General features: G+C 70.9%; 23 protein-coding genes and 1 pseudogene. 17 read left to right on the forward strand and 7 right to left on the reverse strand.

Annotated features, from left to right (window positions below; translation table 11 throughout):
• Positions 1-116: 116 nt before the first annotated feature.
• The gene (locus NLX86_RS24020) at positions 117-563 is read left to right on the forward strand and encodes a helix-turn-helix domain-containing protein (RefSeq protein WP_254373851.1); all 447 of its coding nucleotides are present in this window, start codon (positions 117-119) and stop codon (positions 561-563) included.
• An 8-nt stretch (positions 564-571) separates the two neighbouring features.
• The gene (locus tag NLX86_RS24025) at positions 572-973 is read left to right on the forward strand and encodes a PIN domain-containing protein (RefSeq protein ID WP_254373852.1); all 402 of its coding nucleotides are present in this window, start codon (positions 572-574) and stop codon (positions 971-973) included.
• Between the two features lie 6 nt (positions 974-979).
• On the opposite strand, the gene NLX86_RS24030 is transcribed toward NLX86_RS24025, so the two are convergent.
• From NLX86_RS24030 to NLX86_RS24050, 5 genes are all read right to left on the reverse strand, one after another.
• Positions 980-2,461, reverse strand: coding sequence for a HAMP domain-containing sensor histidine kinase (locus NLX86_RS24030; RefSeq protein WP_254373853.1), 1,482 nt, complete (start codon positions 2,459-2,461; stop codon positions 980-982).
• The gene (locus tag NLX86_RS24035; RefSeq protein WP_254373854.1) at positions 2,458-3,171 is read right to left on the reverse strand and encodes a response regulator transcription factor; all 714 of its coding nucleotides are present in this window, start codon (positions 3,169-3,171) and stop codon (positions 2,458-2,460) included. The genes NLX86_RS24030 and NLX86_RS24035 overlap by 4 nt, the downstream gene beginning before the upstream one ends.
• 68 nt (positions 3,172-3,239) lie before the next feature.
• The gene (locus NLX86_RS24040) at positions 3,240-4,202 is read right to left on the reverse strand and encodes a S1C family serine protease (RefSeq protein ID WP_254373855.1); all 963 of its coding nucleotides are present in this window, start codon (positions 4,200-4,202) and stop codon (positions 3,240-3,242) included.
• 104 nt (positions 4,203-4,306) lie between these two features.
• Entirely contained in the window at positions 4,307-5,329 is a 1,023-nt protein-coding gene (locus NLX86_RS24045; RefSeq protein WP_254373856.1) for a LacI family DNA-binding transcriptional regulator, read from the reverse strand.
• Between the two features lie 24 nt (positions 5,330-5,353).
• Entirely contained in the window at positions 5,354-6,157 is an 804-nt protein-coding gene (locus NLX86_RS24050) for a response regulator transcription factor (protein ID WP_254373857.1), read from the reverse strand.
• Positions 6,158-6,487: 330 nt separating this feature from the next.
• Here NLX86_RS24050 and NLX86_RS35160 point away from each other — a divergent pair.
• The 8 genes and pseudogenes from NLX86_RS35160 to NLX86_RS24080 all read left to right on the forward strand — a co-directional run.
• Positions 6,488-6,569: pseudogene (locus NLX86_RS35160) on the forward strand (alpha/beta hydrolase); the annotation flags it as partial.
• Positions 6,570-6,672: 103 nt separating this feature from the next.
• Positions 6,673-6,927, forward strand: coding sequence for a MoaD/ThiS family protein (locus NLX86_RS24055; protein WP_254373858.1), 255 nt, complete (start codon positions 6,673-6,675; stop codon positions 6,925-6,927).
• Between the two features lie 8 nt (positions 6,928-6,935).
• Positions 6,936-8,015, forward strand: coding sequence for a hypothetical protein (locus tag NLX86_RS24060; RefSeq protein ID WP_254373859.1), 1,080 nt, complete (start codon positions 6,936-6,938; stop codon positions 8,013-8,015).
• 76 nt (positions 8,016-8,091) lie between these two features.
• The gene (locus tag NLX86_RS24065; protein ID WP_254373860.1) at positions 8,092-8,841 is read left to right on the forward strand and encodes a DUF2993 domain-containing protein; all 750 of its coding nucleotides are present in this window, start codon (positions 8,092-8,094) and stop codon (positions 8,839-8,841) included.
• 236 nt (positions 8,842-9,077) lie between these two features.
• Positions 9,078-9,185 carry a putative leader peptide gene (locus tag NLX86_RS35165; protein WP_374213951.1) on the forward strand — a complete coding sequence of 36 codons (108 nt, stop codon included), beginning with the start codon at positions 9,078-9,080 and terminating at the stop codon, positions 9,183-9,185.
• A gap of 177 nt (positions 9,186-9,362) precedes the next feature.
• Complete coding sequence (locus tag NLX86_RS24070; protein WP_254373861.1) at positions 9,363-10,202, forward strand: sulfurtransferase; 840 nt, start codon at positions 9,363-9,365, stop codon at positions 10,200-10,202.
• Between the two features lie 47 nt (positions 10,203-10,249).
• The gene (locus NLX86_RS24075) at positions 10,250-10,537 is read left to right on the forward strand and encodes a DUF1416 domain-containing protein (RefSeq protein ID WP_165330787.1); all 288 of its coding nucleotides are present in this window, start codon (positions 10,250-10,252) and stop codon (positions 10,535-10,537) included.
• A gap of 706 nt (positions 10,538-11,243) precedes the next feature.
• On the forward strand, positions 11,244-11,501 hold the full coding sequence (locus tag NLX86_RS24080; RefSeq protein WP_254373862.1) for a DUF3099 domain-containing protein: 258 nt from the start codon (positions 11,244-11,246) through the stop codon (positions 11,499-11,501).
• 13 nt (positions 11,502-11,514) lie between these two features.
• On the opposite strand, the gene NLX86_RS24085 is transcribed toward NLX86_RS24080, so the two are convergent.
• The gene (locus tag NLX86_RS24085; RefSeq protein ID WP_254373863.1) at positions 11,515-11,877 is read right to left on the reverse strand and encodes a DsrE family protein; all 363 of its coding nucleotides are present in this window, start codon (positions 11,875-11,877) and stop codon (positions 11,515-11,517) included.
• A 470-nt stretch (positions 11,878-12,347) separates the two neighbouring features.
• Here NLX86_RS24085 and NLX86_RS24095 point away from each other — a divergent pair, with 470 nt between their 5' ends.
• The 5 genes from NLX86_RS24095 to NLX86_RS24115 all read left to right on the forward strand — a co-directional run bounded on the left by NLX86_RS24095 (position 12,348) and on the right by NLX86_RS24115 (position 16,460).
• Positions 12,348-13,160, forward strand: coding sequence for a hypothetical protein (locus tag NLX86_RS24095; protein WP_254373864.1), 813 nt, complete (start codon positions 12,348-12,350; stop codon positions 13,158-13,160).
• A complete protein-coding gene (locus NLX86_RS24100; protein WP_254373865.1) occupies positions 13,157-14,023 on the forward strand; it encodes a hypothetical protein in 867 nt (288 codons plus the stop codon). Before NLX86_RS24095 ends, NLX86_RS24100 begins: the two co-directional genes overlap by 4 nt.
• A gap of 340 nt (positions 14,024-14,363) precedes the next feature.
• Positions 14,364-14,936: an FABP family protein gene (locus NLX86_RS24105; protein WP_254373866.1), complete on the forward strand. Its 573-nt coding sequence runs from the start codon at positions 14,364-14,366 to the stop codon at positions 14,934-14,936.
• A gap of 78 nt (positions 14,937-15,014) precedes the next feature.
• The gene (locus NLX86_RS24110; protein ID WP_254373867.1) at positions 15,015-15,455 is read left to right on the forward strand and encodes a transcriptional repressor; all 441 of its coding nucleotides are present in this window, start codon (positions 15,015-15,017) and stop codon (positions 15,453-15,455) included.
• Between the two features lie 21 nt (positions 15,456-15,476).
• Positions 15,477-16,460 (forward strand): folate-binding protein YgfZ, encoded by a 984-nt coding sequence (locus tag NLX86_RS24115; RefSeq protein WP_254373868.1) that lies wholly within the window; start codon positions 15,477-15,479, stop codon positions 16,458-16,460.
• A gap of 20 nt (positions 16,461-16,480) precedes the next feature.
• Here NLX86_RS24115 and dtd read toward each other — a convergent pair whose 3' ends face one another.
• A complete protein-coding gene (gene dtd, locus NLX86_RS24120) occupies positions 16,481-16,918 on the reverse strand; it encodes a D-aminoacyl-tRNA deacylase (protein WP_254373869.1) in 438 nt (145 codons plus the stop codon).
• Between the two features lie 157 nt (positions 16,919-17,075).
• Between dtd and NLX86_RS24125 the strand changes: the two genes are divergently transcribed.
• Positions 17,076-17,660: an ABC transporter substrate-binding protein gene (locus NLX86_RS24125; RefSeq protein ID WP_254373870.1), complete on the forward strand. Its 585-nt coding sequence runs from the start codon at positions 17,076-17,078 to the stop codon at positions 17,658-17,660.
• Positions 17,661-17,701: 41 nt separating this feature from the next.
• The gene (locus tag NLX86_RS24130) at positions 17,702-18,673 is read left to right on the forward strand and encodes an asparaginase (protein WP_254373871.1); all 972 of its coding nucleotides are present in this window, start codon (positions 17,702-17,704) and stop codon (positions 18,671-18,673) included.
• The last annotated feature ends 13 nt before the right edge of the window (positions 18,674-18,686 follow it).

Consider the following 18,686-nt stretch of genomic DNA (forward strand, 5'->3'; position numbering starts at 1 on the left):
CGGCAGGCACGATGCCTGCCGCCCCGCTTTCGTGCGCATCCAGCGGGATCCGCCACGGTGACTTGCGTTTCTTTCGAATTCTGCCATGCTGGGAGTCATCCATCAGGGAGGACGCCATGCGCAGCACAGTCGAGGACACGACGCTCCTGCCCCAGCACCGGGCTGAGATCGCGGAGTTGCGTGCGTTCCTGGACAAGGCGCCCCAGGTGTCCGAGCCTGCCGTCCTGCGCGGCCCTGATGGCACTGCGAGAGCGCTGCCGGCAGAGGTGTACGAGGCACTGCTCGTCGTCGTCCGGGCGCTGTCCGAGGGCAAGGCCGTCACCGTTGCCCCGGTTCACACCACGCTGACGACGCAAGAGGCGGCGGATCTGCTGGGAGTCAGTCGCCCGACCTTCGTCAAGATCCTCGACCAGGGCGGGATCCCGTTTTCCCGGCCCGGTCGCCATCGCCGTGTCAGGCTCGCTGATGTCCTGGAGTACCAGAAGCTACGCCGCACCAAGCGGCGTAGCGGCCTGGACGAACTCGTAGATCTGACCGAGGAGTCCGGCCTCTACGGCAACTGAATACCCGGATGGTTGACGAGGCCGCCGCGAAGCGGCTGGTCGACGTGATGGCAGCGGCGTTCCCCGACAGCGCGGTGACTGGCTATGACGCGCTGGTCCCCGACATGCGGAATGACCACAAGGATCGCCATGTGCTGGCCGCGGCGGTGAGGGGAGAGGCTCACGCCGTTGTCACGCTCAACGTGCGCGACTTCCCGGACGAGGCCACCGGTCCGTACGAGGTCGAAGTGCTGTGCCCCGACGACTTCCTGCTCGATCTCCTCGACCTCGCCCCCGCGGAGGTGCTGGCCGTGCTTCGTCGGCAGGCCGCAGGCTACCGGCGGGAGCCTCGTGATCTGCACGGCCTGCTCGACCGCGGCGCCTCCGGAGGCGCCGCCCAGTTCGCGGCTGAGGTGAGGCGCCGCCTCTGACGCCGGTCAGTGCGGCTCCGGCGCGGGCGGTCGCGTCGGCGCTCCCGGCAAGGTGATCACCGCCCGCGTGCCGCCGCCGTTCGCCGGGCGCAGCGCGACCGCGCCGCCGGCCTGCTGGACCGTACGGGCCACGATGGACAGGCCGAGCCCCGAGCCGGGCAGGGCGCGGGCGGACGGCGAGCGCCAGAACCGCTCGAAGACGTGCGGCAGCTCCTCGGCCGGGATGCCGGGGCCGTGGTCGCGTACGGACAGCTCGCCACGGCGCAGGGCGACCTCGACCGTGCCGCCGGGCGGGCTGAACTTCACCGCGTTGTCGAGGACGTTGACGACGGCGCGTTCGAGGGCGGCCGGCTCGGCCCGTACGTACCAGGGCCGCAGGTCCGCCGTGATCGTCAGCTCCGGCCCGCGCAGCCGGGCCCGCTCCAGCGCGGCCTGCGCGATGTCGTGCAGCGCGACGACCTGGAGGGGACCGGGGCCGGCGGCGTCCGGGCGGGCCAGCTCCTGGAGGTCGCCGATCAGCGAGGCCAGCTCGGTCATCTGCGCCGTGACGGACGCCATGAGCGCCCGGCGGTCCTCGGGCGGGAGGGCCCGGCCGGTCTCCTCGCTGCGCGCGAGCAGCTCGATGTTCGTACGCAGAGACGTCAGCGGGGTGCGCAGCTCGTGCCCGGCGTCCGCGATCAGCTGCGCCTGGCGGTCGCGGGAGGAGGCGAGGGCGGCGGTCATGGAGTTGAAGGACCGGGAGAGGCGGGCGATCTCGTCCTCGCCCTCGACGGGAATCCGGACGGTCAGGTCCTCGGTCCGGGCCACATGCTCGACGGCCCCGGTCAGCTCGTCGACGGGCCTGAGCCCGGTCCGGGCGACCCAGAGGCCGGTGACCCCGGCTCCGCCGACTCCGAGTCCCGAGACGACGAGCAGCAGCAGCGCGAGGTCGTTGAGTGTGTTCTGAGTCTCCCTGAGGGAGAACGCGATCATGACGGCGGTGTCCTCGTACACCGCGGACCCGGGCACGGCTGTCGCGGCGACCGTCAGCACCCGCACGGCGTTGCCGTCGCGGTCCGTGCCGTTGCGGAACGCCGCGACGGACGGGTCGCCGTCGGCCGCCACTTCCCGGTCGCCGTCCTCGACCTGGATGACGGGGCCGGCGGAGTCCACGAAGACACAGGCCTTCCCGCTCGCCTGCACGAGCTGGAAGTAGTAGACGGTCCGCGGTGGGCCGAACTCGGGCTTGGGCGCCGGGGCCTGGCTGCAGTCCGTCAGGGTCGGGCGGATCTGGCTGAGCTGATGAAGCGGACGGTTCTGGCCGGCGAGTTCCGCATCGATCTCGCCGTACAGCTTCCCTCGGACGATGAGCCAGCAGACGACCGAGACGACGGCCACCGCCACCGCCACGGCCGTCGCCACCAGCAGCGCCAGCCGGGAGCGGATCGGCAGTGCGCGGAAGCGGCGGAGGGGGCGGAGGGGGCGGAGAGGGCCGAGGGGGCCTCTCACTCGGCGCCGCCCGCTCGCAGGGCGTACCCGACGCCCCGCACCGTGTGCACGAGGCGCGGCTCGCCGCCCGCCTCCGTCTTGCGGCGCAGATACATCACGTACACGTCCAGCGAGTTCGAGCTCGGCTCGAAGTCGAAGCCCCACACCGCCTTCAGGATCTGCTCGCGCGTGAGCACCTGCCGCGGATGCGCCAGGAACATCTCCAGCAGCGTGAACTCGGTCCGGGTCAGCTCCACCGGCCGCCCGCCCCGGGTGACCTCGCGGGTCGCCAGGTCCATGCGCAGGTCGGCGAAGGTCAGTACGTCGGACGGCGGCCCGCCGGCCACCGACCCCGCGTACGAGCTGCGCCGCAGCAGGGCCCGGATCCGGGCGAACAGCTCGTCCAGCTCGAACGGCTTCACCAGGTAGTCGTCCGCGCCCGCGTCCAGACCGGTGACCCGGTCACCGACCGTGTCGCGCGCGGTGAGCATCAGTACCGGCGTGGTGGACCCGGCGGCGCGCAGCCGGCGGGCCGCGGTCAGGCCGTCCATCCGGGGCATCTGGATGTCCAGGACGATCAGGTCCGGCTGGTACGCGGCGGCCTTCTCCAGCGCATCCAGACCGTCGGCGGCGACCTCGGTCCCGTACCCCTCGAAGGCGAGACTGCGCTGCAGGGCCTCCCGCACGGCGGGCTCGTCGTCGACGATCAGGATGCGCTCGGCGGAGCTCATGGGGGTCTTCCTCGGATTCGTCGCGAGTCGGTGCTTACGTGTTCTCAGCCTCGCACGAGGCCGGTAAATCAGGTGTTCGAGCCGCCGCGCAGGGCGTCCAGGTCGGCCTTGACCGTGTTCACGGGGATCGCGAAGCCGAGGCCGACGCTGCCCGCGGTCGAACCGCCGGCCGAACTGGGCGAGTACATGGCGGAGTTGATGCCGATGATCTCGCCGTTCATGTTGATCAGGGCGCCGCCGGAGTTGCCGGGGTTGAGCGAGGCGTCGGTCTGGATGGCCTGGTACGTGGTCTTGGACGACCCGGTGTCGCCGTTGAACTCCTGGCCGTCGAACTCGAACGGCCAGCCGCCGCCCTGCTGCTGTTGCTGCTGCCTGCCCGGGTCCTGCTCCTTGGCCACGGTCACATCCCGGTCCAGGGCGGAGACGATGCCGCTGGTGACGGTGCCGGTCAGGCCCTCGGGCGAGCCGATCGCGACGACCTCGTCACCGACGTTGACGTCGTCCGAGTCGCCGAGGGTGGCCGCCTTCAGGCCACTCGCACCCTTCAGCTTGATGAGGGCGAGGTCCTTGCCGGGGTCGGTGCCGACGACCTCGGCGTCGTACGTCCTGCCGTCGCTGAGCCGCACCTTGACGGAGGACGCCCCGGCGATCACATGGTTGTTGGTGATGATCTCGCCGTCGCTCGTGATGACCACGCCCGAGCCGGTGGACTGCCCGGAGCCGGAGGTGGCGTTGATCTCGACGATGCTCGGGCCGACGGCCTGCGCGACTCCGGCGACCGTTCCGTTGCTGCTCTGCGCCACGTTCGTACCGCTGATGCCGGTGCCGCCGGCGTCCTGCCGGCCGGCCAGCTCCTGCACGGCGGCGGCCGTACCGCCACCGACTGCCGCCGCGGCGATCGCGACCGCGGCCAGGAGGCCGACCGGCCGCCTGGCGCGCCGCCGGCGGCCGGGCTGGGCGGGTGGCGCGGGGGCGTACGCGGGGGGCGGCGGGTAGTACGGCTGCTGCTGGGGGTACTCGCTCTCGGTCATGTACAGACTGTCGCGAGGCTTGATGAGAGCTTCCTGAGCGCGCGCTGAGAAGCCCGACAGAACCCTGTATGCCCGATATAAAGACGATCAGGTGTGCGGGAAGCTCAGGCGCAGCCGCACGAGCGGCGGACCACCAGCGCCGACGGGAACTGCTTCAGCCGCTCCCGGCGCGAGCCCATCACCCGCAGGCCGTCGTCCAGCACCAGGTCGACCGCCGCGCGGGCCATCGCCGGGCGGTCGGACGCGACCGTCGTCAGCGGCGGATCGGTGAGCGCCGCCTCCTTCACGTCGTCGAAGCCGGCCACCGCCAGTTCGCCCGGTACGTCGATCCGCAGCTCGCGCGCCGCCCGCAGGACGCCGATCGCCTGGTCGTCGGTGGCGCAGAAGATGGCCGAAGGGCGGTCGGGTCCGGCGAAAATGCCGAGCGCGACCTGGTAGGCGTCGTAGCGGTTGTACGGGGCCTTGAACAGGCGGCCCTCGGTCGTCCGCCCGGATTCCCGCATGGCGCGGCGCCAGCCTTCGACGTGGTCGGCCACCGGGTCGCCCACCGCCGGGGTCGACTCGACGCCACCGAGGCAGGCGACGTACGGGTGACCGTGCTCCAGGAGGTGGCGGGTGGCGAGCTGGGCGCCGCCGATGTCGTCGGTGACAACGGCAACGTCGTCGATCGCCTCGGGCCGCTCGTGCAGCAGGACGACCCGGGCGTCCCAGGCCTCGATCTCCGCGGCGGCGCGCTCGCTCGGGCCCTGGCTGACGAGGATCAGCCCGGAGACCCGCATACCGAGGAAGGCGCGGAGGTAGTGCACCTCGCGCTCGTCCCGGTAGTCGGAGTTGCCGACGAGCACCATTTTCCCGCGCTCGGCTGCGGCCTGTTCGACCGCGTGCGCCATCTCCGCGAAGAAGGGCTGCCGCGCATCCGGGACGATCATGCCTATGAGGTCGGTGCGCCGCGATGCCATGGCCTGGGCGACCCGGTCGGGCCGGTAGCCCAGGTCCTTGATCGCGGCGAGGACACGCTCGCGCGTGGCCGGGGCAACCGGCCTGGGTCCGTTGTTGATGACATAGCTGACGACCGCGGTAGAGGTACCCGCCAGTCGTGCCACATCATCCCGCGTCACCTTGGCCACGCGCGGCAGTCTACGCGGGGTGACCTACCTCTGGGCAGGGCGTACTGCCGGTTCGAGCTGCTCGGCTCTGTCCTCCGTCCGGGGGACGGGCGAGGCCGCCGGGGAGGAAGTGGCGGATGCGGCCTTCGCGCGAGCCTCCTCGGCCGCGCGTTCGACCTTCTCCGGCGCGACGAAGCGGTACCCGACGTTCCGCACGGTGCCGATCAGCGACTCGTGCTCGGGACCCAGCTTCGCGCGCAGCCGCCGTACGTGGACGTCGACCGTCCGCGTACCGCCGAAGTAGTCGTAGCCCCAGACCTCCTGGAGCAGCTGGGCGCGGGTGAAAACGCGGCCCGGGTGCTGCGCGAGGTACTTGAGCAGCTCGAACTCCTTGAAGGTCAGGTCCAGGACCCGGCCCTTGAGCTTCGCGCTGTAGGTGGCCTCGTCCACCGACAGATCGCCGTTGCGGATCTCCATCGGAGAGTCGTCGGAGGTGATCTGCTGGCGGCCCATCGCGAGCCGCAGCCGCGCCTCGACCTCGGCGGGCCCTGCGGTGTCGAGCAGTACGTCGTCGATGCCCCAGTCGGCGGTGACGGCGGCGAGGCCGCCCTCCGTCACGACGAGGATCAGCGGGCAGCCGGGTCCGGTGGACCGCAGCAGCTGGCACAGCGACCGGACCTGCGGAAGGTCGCGGCGGCCGTCGATCAGGATGACGTCGGCACCAGGGGTGTCGACGAGAGCCGGCCCTTCGGCGGGGGCCACCCGCACGTTGTGCAGAAGCAGGCCAAGAGCGGGCAGCACCTCCGTCGACGGCTGGAGGGCATTGGTCAGGAGCAGCAGAGAGCTCATCGACGGCCACCTGCCCAGGTCATGCGGTCATGCACGGTTCGCTCGCCCATTACGTCGGTTCCTCCTCCTCGGTCCCTGCGAGTGGGGGCACCACCCAGGCGGAGCCTGGGGGAGTATGTGGCACTGCTTAGTAGGAGTACGGTCCCCGCGCCCTGGGGTCCGCCACGCTTACGACTGTTCGTGCTCTGTTCAACGTACTGAATGCACAAAAGGACCCGGGGGCAACGTTGCCCGGATCCTCTCCCCAGCAGAATAGCCCACATGAGTTCCGGCGCAGAGGGCGAACTCCCCGGATCACCTGTCGGCTCGATCACTCCGCATGGGGAGCGCGGGGGGCGCACGGAAGCGCGTACCGATGCGGTGGCCGCAGTGAGCGCCCCCGCCCGCTGGTACTGACCGGGGCACGGCTCCCGGCGGAGGCGGTCCCGCTGATCGCGGGCTGGCTGGTCCGGGAGTAGCTCCTCGCGTGGCCCATCATGGAGGACGGCACACCCGCCGACGAAAGGAACGAGTCCATGGCAGCGGGAACCATCCGCTACTGGGCGGCGGCCAAGGCCGCCGCCGGGACCCATGAGGAGCCGTACGCCGCGCGGACGCTCGCCGAGGCGCTCGACGCGGTGCGCGAGCGGCACCCCGGGGAACTGACGCGGGTGCTGATGCGGTGCTCGTTCCTCGTCGACGGTGACCCCGTGGGGACGCGCAGCCATGAGACGGTACGGCTGGCCGAGGGCGGCACGGTCGAGGTGCTCCCGCCGTTCGCAGGAGGGTGACCGCGAGCATGAGTAACGAGCAGCAGCATCATCAGTACGACGGCTACGACCCGTACGGTCAGCAGGGCCAACAGGATCCCTACGCCACCCAGACGTGGCAGGCCGACACCTGGGACACCCAGTACCAGCCCGTGGCCGACGCCACGTATCTGCCGCCGCAGGGCTCCCACCCGCTGCCGCCGGAAGCCCCGGCGCCCGTGGCGTACCAGCACTACCAACAGTACGAGACGTACCAGCGGTACGAGCCGGCCCCCGAGGCAGCCCCCGAGCCCGCTCCCGCGCCCGTCGCCGACCCCTCGTACACGCCCCCCACCACCGCCGGCGACGCCCGGATCACCGACGCGCAGCGGGCCCGCGCCGAGGGGCGCTCGCCGATCATCGACCCGGGCATGCAGCCCGCCGGGCTGACCGCCGTGCTCGCACTGCTGCTCGCCGGCGCCGCCGCCATCGGCTCGTACGCCCTGCTCGTACCGCTCGTGCTCCTGCAGGCCGTCACCGCCGCCGGCTGGTTCCGGCTCAACGGCATGTGGCCCGCCCGGCAGGGCATCGCGCTCGCCTTCGCGGGCGGTGTGACCGCGGACATCGCCCTGCTCGCCGTCTCCGAGCAGTACGCGCCCGCCGCGCTCATCGGGACGCTCGGCGTGTGGGTGCTGCTCACGCTCGTACTCCAGCTGCGCAACCGGGCCTCTGCGGACGAGCGCATGTACGGCCTCACGGCCACCATCACCTCGGCCGCGCTCGCCGTCGTCGCGGCCGGACATCTGGCGGCGAAGCCGGACGCGGTGACCGTCGGGGCCGTGGCCGTCGCCGTGGCCACCCTCGCCCGCGCCCTGCCGCTGCCGACAGCGGTCTCGGTCGTCGTCTCGCTGCTCGCCGCGGCGGGCTCAGGCATCGCGACCGGCGGGCTCACGAGCATTGGCGCGCCGGGCGCGCTGCTGGGGCTCGCGGCCGGTGTGTGCGCGCTGATCGGGCTGCGCGTGGCCGCGTACGACTACCCGTCCCGGTTCGTCCACATGACGGCGGGCGTGGCGCTGCCGCTGGCCGCCGCGGCCCCGGCCGTCTACCTGATCGGCCGGGCCATCGCATAGGTGACCGGGTTAGGCTCGCGGTCACAGGAGGCTCGGGGCCTGGGGCCCGAGCCGAGAGGGTGGGGGAACGAGAGCAATGCGCGCACTGCGGATACTGCTGATCCTGGCTGTGGTGCTCGGCGGCATTTTCGTCGCCGCCGACCGTTTCGCGGTCAACTTCGCGGAGGACGAGGCAGCCGGCAAGATCCGGTCCAGTCAGGGGCTCGGTGCCCAGCCCGAGGTGTCCATCAAGGGCTTCCCGTTCCTGACCCAGGTCCTGAGCTCGTCGCTGGACGAGGTCGACGTGAGCCTCGACGGCATCACCGCCAGCGCGGACGGCCACGCGGTCCAGGTGACGGAGGTCCGGGCCGAGCTGCGGGATGTGCGCATCGACAGCAGCTTCTCGTCCGCGACCGCGGGCCGGGCCACCGGGTCGGCGCGTATCTCGTACGCCGACCTGGCGAAGTCGGCGCCCAAGGGCGCGACCGTCAGCTACGCCGGGCCCGAGCGGGCCGGCCGGGGCGAGGTCAAGGTCTCCGGTCCGCTGAAGGAAGTCCTGGAAGGCGCGGGCATCGAGGTTCCCGAGGTGTTCCAGGGAGCGCTGAAGGGCCGCACCTTCACCACGTACAGCAAGGTCTCCATCGAGGGCGGCGACACGGTCCGCCTGCGCTCCGAGTCCCTGCCCGCTCTGCCGCTGCCCGGCCTGAAGGACAAGATGCGGGAGGTCGTCGACTACGACCTCAAGATCGACGGACTGCCGTCGACCATCGCGCTGAACACCGTCACCGCCTCGGAGGACGGTCTCCGGTTCTCCGGTACGGGGACGGGCGTTTCGCTGACCGGCTGAGCCGACGCCGGCTGGAGAGGCCGACGGGCGGACGGGCCGGCGGGCGGGCGGACGGGCGGACGGGCCGGATGGTGAGACGGCGCTGTCCGCTCCGCAGAAGGGTGAGCGGACCCGGCTGCCGGAAAGCCGGGTCACAGCTGCCCCGGCGGCCCACCCGTCCCGCATCGCGGACGATCTCGTCTCAGCATCCGACACGCCGGTGACATGTCCGCCGATACGTCCCTACGATCAGACCCATGCAGAGCTTTATTAGCGGTCTCCGACAGCGGGGACAGGCGGACCTTACGAAGCGGCGGGCAGTAGACCTGTGCCGCGTCGCCGCCATGCTCTGTCGCACCTTCTGAGCGGGACTGACGACTCCCGTATACCGCAGGCCATCTGGCGGCCGCCCCCCGCGTGACCGCACCTGCCCCTCCGCGCCTCCGCCGACACCGGAGACCGCGAGCGCGCACCCGTATCCACGCACGGCAGCACCAGCACCGCGCACAGCCCCGCCGCACACTGCCCCGGAGGAGAACAGCATGAGCCGCAGCGAAGTCCTGGTAGACGCCGACTGGGTCGAGGCCCACATCGACGACCCGAAGGTGGTCATCGTCGAGGTCGACGAGGACACCTCGGCCTACGAGAAGAACCACATCCGCAACGCGGTCCGCATCGACTGGAAGAAGGACCTCCAGGACCCGGTCCGCCGCGACTTCGTCGACCAGGAGGGCTTCGAGAAGCTCCTCTCGGCGAAGGGCATCGCCAATGACGACCTCGTCGTCCTCTACGGCGGCAACAACAACTGGTTCGCGTCCTACGCGTACTGGTACTTCAAGCTCTACGGCCACGAGAACGTCAAGCTCCTCGACGGCGGCCGCAAGAAGTGGGAGCTCGACTCCCGCGACCTGGTCGACGCCGTGCCCGAGCGCGCCACGACCACGTACAAGGCCAAGGCCCAGGACACCTCGATCCGCGCCTTCCGTGACGAAGCGGTCACCGCGATCGGCAGCCTGAACCTGGTCGACGTGCGCTCGCCCGACGAGTTCAGCGGCAAGCTGCTCGCCCCGGCGCACCTCCCGCAGGAGCAGTCGCAGCGTCCGGGCCACATCCCGACCGCCCGCAACATCCCGTGGTCGAAGAACGCCAACGACGACGGCACTTTCAAGTCGGACGACGAGCTCAAGGCCCTCTACGAGGAGGAGCAGGTCGACCTGTCGAAGGACACGATCGCGTACTGCCGTATCGGCGAGCGCTCCGCGCTCACCTGGTTCGTGCTGCACGAGCTGCTCGGCCAGCAGAACGTCAAGAACTACGACGGCTCGTGGACCGAGTACGGCTCCCTCGTCGGCGTGCCGATCGAGCTCGGCGCCAACAAGTAACTCCCGGGCCTCCCCCGGACCTCCCGACCCGAAGGACGTAAAGACATATGTGTGGAGCGCAGGCCGGCGGCCCCGACGCCTCGACGATCAAGCCCGGTGAGACCACCATCCAGGGCCAGGTGACCCGCGACGGCGAGCCCGTCACCGGTTACGTCCGCCTCCTGGACAGCACCGGCGAGTTCACCGCCGAGGTCCCGACCTCGGCGACCGGACAGTTCCGCTTCTACGCGGCCGAGGGCACCTGGACGCTGCGCGCCCTGGTGCCGGGCGGCACGGCGGACCGTACGGTCGTCGCCCAGACGGGCGGACTGGCGGAGGTAGCCATCGCCGTCTGACGGCGAAGGCGAGACAGACCGGCCGAAGGGCCGCACCCCAGGGGGTTGGACGCCTTGGATTCGGGGTGTGGCCCTTCGCGCCGTTGGCCTCCGTGTTCTTCGGCCGGATGGGTGACCTTCCGCCCGGCGGTTCGTTGAGTTGTTCGACGGCTGGCTGAACGACTCGACGGTTGGAGGGGGCACCATGGCGGAGCGCTCAGCGTCGGGATTGCGCGTCCTGACTCCCCTCGGCCTGTTGCCTCCTCAGGGGCGTTGGCCCTCAAGACCCGGCTTCGGCTGTCGGAGCGCGATGAACTGCTTCGGCCGTCGTGATCGGGAGGCGTGGCCCGGGGCTGGGCGCGCGGCGCAGGGCAGAGAAGACCGTACCCCGCAAGCGGACGGAAGCCGCCCGACCTCGTGCCCAGGTGCGCGGTGGGGCCGGTACGGAAGACCATCGCCCTCTCGTGTTTCCCACCCAGTCCGGCCCTGGCCGCGCAATAAGGACCGTCGCCCGGCCCGAGGAAGGTGCACGTGATGCACCTCGCCGACGGCCTCCGGCTACGGCCCAGCCTGCCCAAGACCGTGCGGGGCGGGCCGCTGACGTGTGGACCTGGGTACAGGTTTCGCTCACGTTCAGTGCCTGAGAAACGGTTGGACGCCTTGGATCGGGGTGCGGCCCTTCGTGCCGTCGTGGGCCATGCGGGTCTTGCGGGCCTACGCTTGAGGTATGTACGCGCGACGCCGGCGCGGTTATTTCCTGATGATGGGCGGATGCATCGTCCTCTTCGTGTCCGCCTGGGCCGTCGTGCGCCTGTGGTCCGTCCCGGTGGCCGTCGGGATGTGCTTGGTCGCCATGCTGATCCCGCCGGTCGCGGCGATGATCGCCAACCGGCGGGGGCCCGATGACCGGTGGTGGGACGACCCGTCCGGGGATCCGAAGTCCGACGAGTGGTGGGACGAACTCGACGGCAAGAAGCGCTACTAGGCCGGGACAGGACTTAGTACACGAGGGCCTGGACGCCGTCCGGCATGATCTCGCTGACGAAGACCTGCGCGCCCGCGATCCGTACGCCCTCGATCACGTCCTTCTCGGTGATCTCGCGCCGCGCCGCGCACTGCGTGCACAGGGTGATCCGGCCGGCCGCCAGGAGCGAGTCGATCAGATCGGGCAGCGGGGCGGCGTGCGGCAGTTCGAACTCCGCGGCGCGGCCCGGCAGGGCGAACCACGACGACTCTCCGGTGAGCCACAGCGACACCTCGACCCCGCTGGCGACGGCGACCGCCGCCACGGTGAAGGCCTGCGAGCAGCGCTCGGGCGCGTCGGCCCCTGCGGTCACCTTGATCACGAGCTTCTTCGCCATGTACCGAACTGTAATCGTGCGCGGTACAACCAGGTTCACCCCCAGCGGGTCTGCTCTGTGCGCAGGTAACCGAACCTGCGGGTCAGGTCTTGTGGGGGACCCTTTGGAAGCAGTAGAAACCGTTGCGCGGAAACCGCGCAGACGGGGCCGTACAACCCTGATCATCGCCGGTGCGGCGGTGCTCGGCGTGCTCGCGGGCACGGTCACGGGTTACGCCATCCAGTACGACCGCGAACCGACGCCGCTCCCGGCGCTGTCCCAGCCGGATCTGAAGCAGCCGAAGGCGGTGCCGGCCGGCACGAACACCACCGCGCAGTCGGTCAACGTGAGGCCGGCTACGAGCCGCTGTACCAGTCCAGGGTCATCGCGTGTCGCGGTGATGTGGCCATGGAGATCTGGTACGTGAACAACACCCGCAGGATCTCCGAGAAGGCCGTGATGTCCCTCGCCGAGCAGCAGCTGGAGCGCCTGTGACCGAGCAGCCGGCCATCCCGCCCACCCCGCCCACCCCGGGCTCGAACATGCCTGTTCCCGAGATCCTCGGCACCCCGAGGGAACCGCGCAGGATCAACCGCAGGCTGCTCGTCGCAGTGTCCGGCGTGCTGGCCCTCGGCGTCGTCGCGGGCGGCGGCGTCTGGGCACTGGACACGCTCGGCGACGCCGACCGCACCGCGACCACGGTCGTCTGGGCAGAACCCCCGCAGGGCAAGGACGGGGCGGCCGAGTCCAGGAAGCCTGCAGGGCTGGGTGCCAGCCTGCTGCCGGTGGCGTACCAGTACAAGCTGGGGCCGGACATCGGCGCACACGGGAACGACACGGTCCTCAGCCGGAAGCAGGCGGTCGCGATCTTCAAGGAAGGCTCGCGTGGCCTGCCTTCCGCGCAGCGCAACAAGCGCAGCAAGGCGATCGACAAGCTGCGACTGCAGGGTCTCGCGCTGCGCAGCTATGTCTCGCTCGACGGCGGGCTGATTGTCGAGACCAAGCTTGCCCAGATCGAAAATGCCAAGAACGGCCGGAAGCTGGCCGCATTCCAGAGCGAACTCGCGGACGCCCTCGGCATCTTCCGCAAGGGCCCCGCCATCCAGGGCTTCAAGAACGCCAAGTGCTTTCTCATGCCCAAGGTCTCCAAGGCGAAGCTCGACGCCATGTTCTGCAGTGCATACGAGGGCGATGTCCTGGTGAGCATGACCGCGTACGGCGTCAAGCCGCTGGACACCGCAGCTGCTGCCGAGCTTCTGCGCCGGCAGCTGGACCATCTGAACTCTCCCGGGGAGTACGTGTGACCGACGAGACATCCACGGCATCCCTGGTGCCCGAGGTGAACCCGTTCGCGCCGCCGGCCGAAGGCGGAACGCCGGAAACCGCCGCCCCCGGGCCCACAGCCGACCGGCGCGCCCTGCGCGCCGCGCTGCGCTGGACAGCGGCCGTGCTCGCCTTCGGCGCGCTCGGCGGCGGTGTGGCGTACGGCATCGCCGCGCAGGAGCGTGCCGACGTCCCCGGGCTCTCCACCCGTGACGACGGCCGCTGGGCGTACCCGAAGCTGACGAAGCCGGTGCTTCCGGCCGGTGCGACGCAGCCGTTCGACAAGGAGAACCCGGGGCAGGTCCACTACGCGGACCTGGGCGATCTGCTGCTCCCGGCGCCCGGGGGCGCTCGGCCCGACAAGGCGCTCCAGGGCGAGAAGGGCCGGGTCCCCGTCGACCGCTTTCTCTCGGAGTACGAGAAGGAGGAGCGGGCCGACCTGAAGCAGGACCTCACCGACGGCGGGCTCCGGCACGTCGTGGCGCGCGGCTGGACCATGCCGGATTCCACCAGCACCCGGATCTATCTGCTGCGTTTCCACACGGCCGCTTACGCCGAGCAGTTCGCGGGCGACCACCTGGGCGGGGATCTGGAGGCGGTCCTGCCGGTGAACGGGGTGGACGAGTCGGCTCCGCTGGACGAGCAGTACCCGACTGACGCGACCGTCCCCTCGACCGATCGCGATGTGTACGACGAGGCGGCCCCCCGCGGGCCGCAGCATGTCCGGCACGCGTACATCCGCGCCGGCGACACCTTCGCGCTGATCGTGCAGTCGAGGAAGGGCACGGCCAACGCCGTCCCCTTCCACCAGACGGTCGTCCTGCAGAACCAGCTCCTCGGCTGACCCCCGGACCCCCGGCCGGGGCGCGTGGGGTTGACCTCACAGAGAGCACCGGGCCTCGGGCGACGCTGTGCTGTCCCGGGGGCGACGCCCGGACCCCGGCCGGGTGGCGCGTGGGGTTGACCTCACAGAGAGCACCGGGCCCTCAGGCGACTAAGCTGGGGCCCGGTTCCGTACCGCCGCCCTATACATCGTCCGAGGAGCACCCCGTGCTTGAGGCAGTCTTCACCTCCCTGCTGGTCCTGGTCTGCGTCGGCGTTCTCGCCTTCACCGTCCTGGCCGTGAAGAAGCTGTACCAGGGTCAGCGCTGACCATCCCCCCTCTACAGATCGCCTGAGCACCCATGATCGAGATTCCGTCCGACCTCCACCCGGACCTCGTCCCCCTCGCCTTCCTCCTCGGCACCTGGGAGGGCGCGGGCGTCTCCGACTTCCCCGGGGCCGAGAAGTGCAACTTCGGCCAGGAGGTCACCTTCAGCCACGACGGCCGTGACTTCCTCGAGTACGTCTCGCATTCCTGGGTGCTCGACGCCGAGGGCGAGAAGGTCAAGCCGCTGGAGTCGGAGTCCGGCTACTGGCGGATCGACAAGGAGCGCAAGGTCGAGGTCGTCATGGTCCGCGACCAGGGCATCGTCGAGGTCTGGTACGGCGAGCTGGCCGACCGGAAGCCGCAGATCGACCTGGCCACGGACGCGGTCGCCCGCACCGCGGCCTCCGGCCCGTACACCGGCGGAAAGCGTCTCTACGGCTATGTGAAGAGCGACCTCATGTGGGTCGGCGAGAAGGCCACCCCCGAGGTCGAGCTGCGCCCGTACATGTCGGCGCACCTGAAGAAGGTCGTCACCCCCGAAGAGGTCGCGTCGTGGGCGAAGGACGTCGGCGACCTGCCGGACGACGGGATTGCCTTCTTCCGTTAGGCATCGGCCAGGCATCCTCGTTGAGGGGGATCACCGGACGCTCGGTGGTCCCCCTCACGCCTGCCTACACTGGGGCTTGTGGTGAGCACCGACTGGAAGAGCGATCTGCGGCAGCGCGGTTACCGGCTGACTCCGCAGCGGCAGCTTGTCCTCGAAGCCGTCGACACCCTTGAGCACGCGACCCCCGACGACATCCTGGGGGAGGTGCGCAAGACGGCCTCCGGCGTGAACATCTCCACCGTCTACCGGACCCTGGAGCTGCTGGAGGAACTGGGACTCGTCTCGCACGCACACCTCGGCCACGGCGCCCCGACGTACCACCTCGCGGACCGGCACCACCACATCCACCTGGTGTGCCGCGACTGTACGAACGTCATCGAGGCCGATATCGAGGTCGCCGCCGACTTCACCGCCAAGCTGCGCGACACCTTCGGCTTCGAGACCGACATGAAGCACTTCGCGATCTTCGGGCGCTGCCGGAGCTGCACCGCCAAGGCGGCCGCGCCGGACCCGTCGTAGGCAGGTCGTAGGCTTACGCCTATGCAGCGACATTCAACGCGTAGTCCCCTGCTTTCCCTGCCCGGCGCCGTTCCCGCCGAGGGACGGGACGAGGGTGTCGCCGCGCATTACGGCGACCTCTTCCGGGAACAGCGCGCCCTCGCCGACGGCACCGGGTTCGTCGATCTCTCGCACCGCGGTGTGGTCACCGTCACCGGCGACGACCGGCTGAGCTGGCTGCATCTGCTGCTCACCCAGCACGTCAGCGAGCTGCCCGCCGGGCAGGCCACCGAGGCGCTGATCCTCTCGGCCCACGGGCACATCGAGCACGCGCTCTATCTCGTCGACGACGGTACGACGGTCTGGATGCACGTCGAGCCGGGCACGCAGGACGCGCTGATCGCGTACCTGGAGTCGATGAAGTTCTTCTACCGCGCCGATGTCGCCGACCGCACGGACGACTTCGCCGTGGTCCATCTGCCGGCCGGTTCGATCGCCCCGATCCCGGACGGCACCGTTGTGCGGGAGACCGCCCACGGCCGGGACCTCTTCCTGCCGCGCGCGGAGCTGGAGTCCTTCGCGGCCGGTCCGGCGAAGCCCGCGATCGGGATTCTCGCGTACGAGGCGCTGCGCATCGAGGCGCACCGGCCGAGGCTGGGCATGGAGACCGACCACCGCACGATCCCGCACGAGCTGGGCTGGATCGGTACGGCCGTCCATCTGCAGAAGGGCTGCTACCGGGGCCAGGAGACGGTCGCCCGCGTCCACAACCTGGGGAAGCCGCCGCGCCGGCTGGTCTTCCTGCACCTGGACGGCAGCGAGGTGCACCTGCCGGGCCACGGCACGCCGATCCGGCTCGCCGCGGACGGCCCCGAGGGCCGCCAGCTGGGGTTCATCACCACCTCGGCCCGCCACCACGAGCTGGGCCCGATCGCGCTGGCCCTGGTCAAGCGAAATGTGCCGGTGGACGCCGAGCTGATCGCCGACACCACGGCGGCGGCCCAGGAAGTCGTCGTCGAGCCCTGACGGCCTGCCCGTCCTCAGTCTCAGACCTCGATCAGGACTGTGAACGGGCCGTGGTTCGTGAGCGAGACGCGCATGTCCGCGCCGAACCGGCCCGTCGCCACCTCCGCACCCAGCGTCCGCAGCTGTGCGACCACCTCGTCGACCAGTGGCTCCGCCACGTCCCCGGGCGCGGCCGCGTTCCAGGTGGGGCGGCGGCCCTTGCGGGCGTCCCCGTAGAGAGTGAACTGCGAAATCACCAGCAAGGGCGCATTCACGTCGGAGCAGGACTTCTCGCCCTCCAGGATGCGCAGCGACCACAGCTTGCGGGCGAGCTGCGCCGCCTTCTCCGCCGTGTCCCCGTGGGTCACTCCGACCAGTACACACAACCCTTCGCCGACGATCTCGCCGACCACTTCCGCCGCGGGCTCTCCCGCCACGACGACGCTCGCGCCGTCCACCCGCTGAACCACTGCACGCATGGGGCCCATCATGCCGTGCGGCCATCCGGGGCCGATCGGGGGCAGTGCGCCTGCGTCCGCGCCACGGAGAGTGGCACGATGCATGCAGGCGGTGCTTCCCCTCGGCCCTTCGGGCCCGGGGAGACCCCCATGCACCGGTCGAGGGGACGGAAGACGCATGACTACATCTGGCACCGGGCAGCCCCCCGGTCCCGTACCGACGGCCCGTACGACCGCGGCACGACCACCGGCGCAGCGGACCGGCGGCTCGCTGCCAGAGCCGCCGCGGCACGATCTCGCGGTACTCCGGCTGCCCGAACTGCGCGCGCTGCGCCGCGAGTCGACGCAGCACGAGGCCGACCTCAGCTATGTCCGGCGGCTCCTGCAGGGCCGCATCGACATCCTGCGCGCCGAGCTGGCCCGCCGTACGGGCCCGGAGGTGCCGGTCGTCGACCGGCTCTCGGAGATCCTCGCCGACGCACCGTCGAGCCACCGGACCTCGGCCCGGCACGTGACGCTGGGCACCCCGCACAGCGAGGAGTACCGGCTGCTGGCCGCCGAGATGCTCGCCGAGGTCGAGCTGTCGGACCTCGGCGCCCGTACCGACGACGAGCTGCACAGCGCGATGGGGCGGCTCGTACGGTACGAACAGCAGGTCTCCCGGCGCCGTCAGCTGCTCCAGCGCACGGCCGACGAGTGCAGCGCCGAAATCACCCGCAGGTACCGTGAAGGCGAAGCGCAGGTGGACGACCTGCTCGCGTGACCCAGTACCAGCGTCCCAGGCCGGAAGCGAAAGGCCCCACGATGACCAGCACCGAATCCGCTATACCCGCGGCGATACCCCCGGTCCTCGCCGAAGTCGTACGATCCGGCTTCGTGGAGGGCCACCACCGGGGCTCGCTGGTGCTGCTGGCCGCCGACGGCGGCGTCGAGCTGGCGCTCGGCGATGTGAACCGGCCCGTCTTCCCGCGCTCCAGCAACAAGCCGCTGCAGGCGGCCGCGGTGCTGCGGGCCGGGCTCGGGCTCAGCGGTGAGCGGCTGGCGCTGGCCGCCGCGAGCCACTCGGGGGAGGGCTTCCACCTCGACCTCGTAGAGAAGATGCTCGCCGAGCACGGCCTGTCCGCCGCGGATCTGCGAAACCCGGCGGACCTGCCGCTGGACCCGGCCGAGGCGGAGACGTACCTCGCGGCCGGCGGGGTCCGCGACCGGGTCACGATGAACTGCTCCGGCAAGCACGCGGCGATGCTGGCCGCCTGCGTGCTGAACGGCTGGCCGCTCGACTCCTACCTGGACCCCGGCCACCCCTTGCAGCAGCTGGTCCACACGGGTGTGGAGTCCGCGTCCGGCGAGCGGGTCGCGGCGGTCGGTACGGACGGCTGCGGCGCCCCGCTGATGGCGATCAGCCTGACCGGTCTGGCCCGTGCCTTCCGGCACTTTGTCCTCGCGGATCCTCAGACGCCCGAGCGCCAGGTCGCCGACGCGATGCGCGCGCACCCCGAATACGTCGCCGGCACCCGCCGGCCCGACACCTGGCTGATGCGCGAGGTGCCGGGCGCCCTGTCCAAGATGGGCGCGGAGGCGGTTCAGGCGGTGGCCCTCGCGGACGGCCGGGCGCTGGCCTTCAAGATCGACGACGGCTCGGGGCGCGCCCTGGGGCCGGTATTGGCGCGGGCGCTGGCGCTGCTGGGCGTCGATGCCCCGGTGGTGTCCCGGATCGCTGACGCGCCGCTGCTGGGCGGCGGCGGCAGGGTCGGCGAAATTCGCGCGACCTTCTGAGGGGGCCTCGCCT

The sequence above is a fragment of the Streptomyces sp. A3M-1-3 genome, assembly GCF_024213665.1.
Classification (GTDB): Bacteria; Actinomycetota; Actinomycetes; order Streptomycetales; family Streptomycetaceae; genus Streptomyces.

What these genes read in the sequence shown, in the direction of transcription:
- NLX86_RS24020 (WP_254373851.1), top strand. Translation starts at nt 117, where the DNA reads ATGCGCAGCACAGTCGAGGACACGACGCTCCTGCCCCAGCACCGGGCT.
- NLX86_RS24025 (WP_254373852.1), top strand. Translation starts at nt 572, where the DNA reads ATGGTTGACGAGGCCGCCGCGAAGCGGCTGGTCGACGTGATGGCAGCG.
- NLX86_RS24035 (WP_254373854.1), bottom strand. Translation starts at nt 3,171, where the DNA reads ATGAGCTCCGCCGAGCGCATCCTGATCGTCGACGACGAGCCCGCCGTG.
- NLX86_RS24040 (WP_254373855.1), bottom strand. Translation starts at nt 4,202, where the DNA reads ATGACCGAGAGCGAGTACCCCCAGCAGCAGCCGTACTACCCGCCGCCC.
- NLX86_RS24050 (WP_254373857.1), bottom strand. Translation starts at nt 6,157, where the DNA reads ATGAGCTCTCTGCTGCTCCTGACCAATGCCCTCCAGCCGTCGACGGAG.
- NLX86_RS24055 (WP_254373858.1), top strand. Translation starts at nt 6,673, where the DNA reads ATGGCAGCGGGAACCATCCGCTACTGGGCGGCGGCCAAGGCCGCCGCC.
- NLX86_RS24060 (WP_254373859.1), top strand. Translation starts at nt 6,936, where the DNA reads ATGAGTAACGAGCAGCAGCATCATCAGTACGACGGCTACGACCCGTAC.
- NLX86_RS24065 (WP_254373860.1), top strand. Translation starts at nt 8,092, where the DNA reads ATGCGCGCACTGCGGATACTGCTGATCCTGGCTGTGGTGCTCGGCGGC.
- NLX86_RS35165 (WP_374213951.1), top strand. Translation starts at nt 9,078, where the DNA reads ATGCAGAGCTTTATTAGCGGTCTCCGACAGCGGGGACAGGCGGACCTT.
- NLX86_RS24070 (WP_254373861.1), top strand. Translation starts at nt 9,363, where the DNA reads ATGAGCCGCAGCGAAGTCCTGGTAGACGCCGACTGGGTCGAGGCCCAC.
- NLX86_RS24075 (WP_165330787.1), top strand. Translation starts at nt 10,250, where the DNA reads ATGTGTGGAGCGCAGGCCGGCGGCCCCGACGCCTCGACGATCAAGCCC.
- NLX86_RS24080 (WP_254373862.1), top strand. Translation starts at nt 11,244, where the DNA reads ATGTACGCGCGACGCCGGCGCGGTTATTTCCTGATGATGGGCGGATGC.
- NLX86_RS24085 (WP_254373863.1), bottom strand. Translation starts at nt 11,877, where the DNA reads ATGGCGAAGAAGCTCGTGATCAAGGTGACCGCAGGGGCCGACGCGCCC.
- NLX86_RS24105 (WP_254373866.1), top strand. Translation starts at nt 14,364, where the DNA reads ATGATCGAGATTCCGTCCGACCTCCACCCGGACCTCGTCCCCCTCGCC.
- NLX86_RS24115 (WP_254373868.1), top strand. Translation starts at nt 15,477, where the DNA reads ATGCAGCGACATTCAACGCGTAGTCCCCTGCTTTCCCTGCCCGGCGCC.
- dtd (WP_254373869.1), bottom strand. Translation starts at nt 16,918, where the DNA reads ATGCGTGCAGTGGTTCAGCGGGTGGACGGCGCGAGCGTCGTCGTGGCG.
- NLX86_RS24125 (WP_254373870.1), top strand. Translation starts at nt 17,076, where the DNA reads ATGACTACATCTGGCACCGGGCAGCCCCCCGGTCCCGTACCGACGGCC.
- NLX86_RS24130 (WP_254373871.1), top strand. Translation starts at nt 17,702, where the DNA reads ATGACCAGCACCGAATCCGCTATACCCGCGGCGATACCCCCGGTCCTC.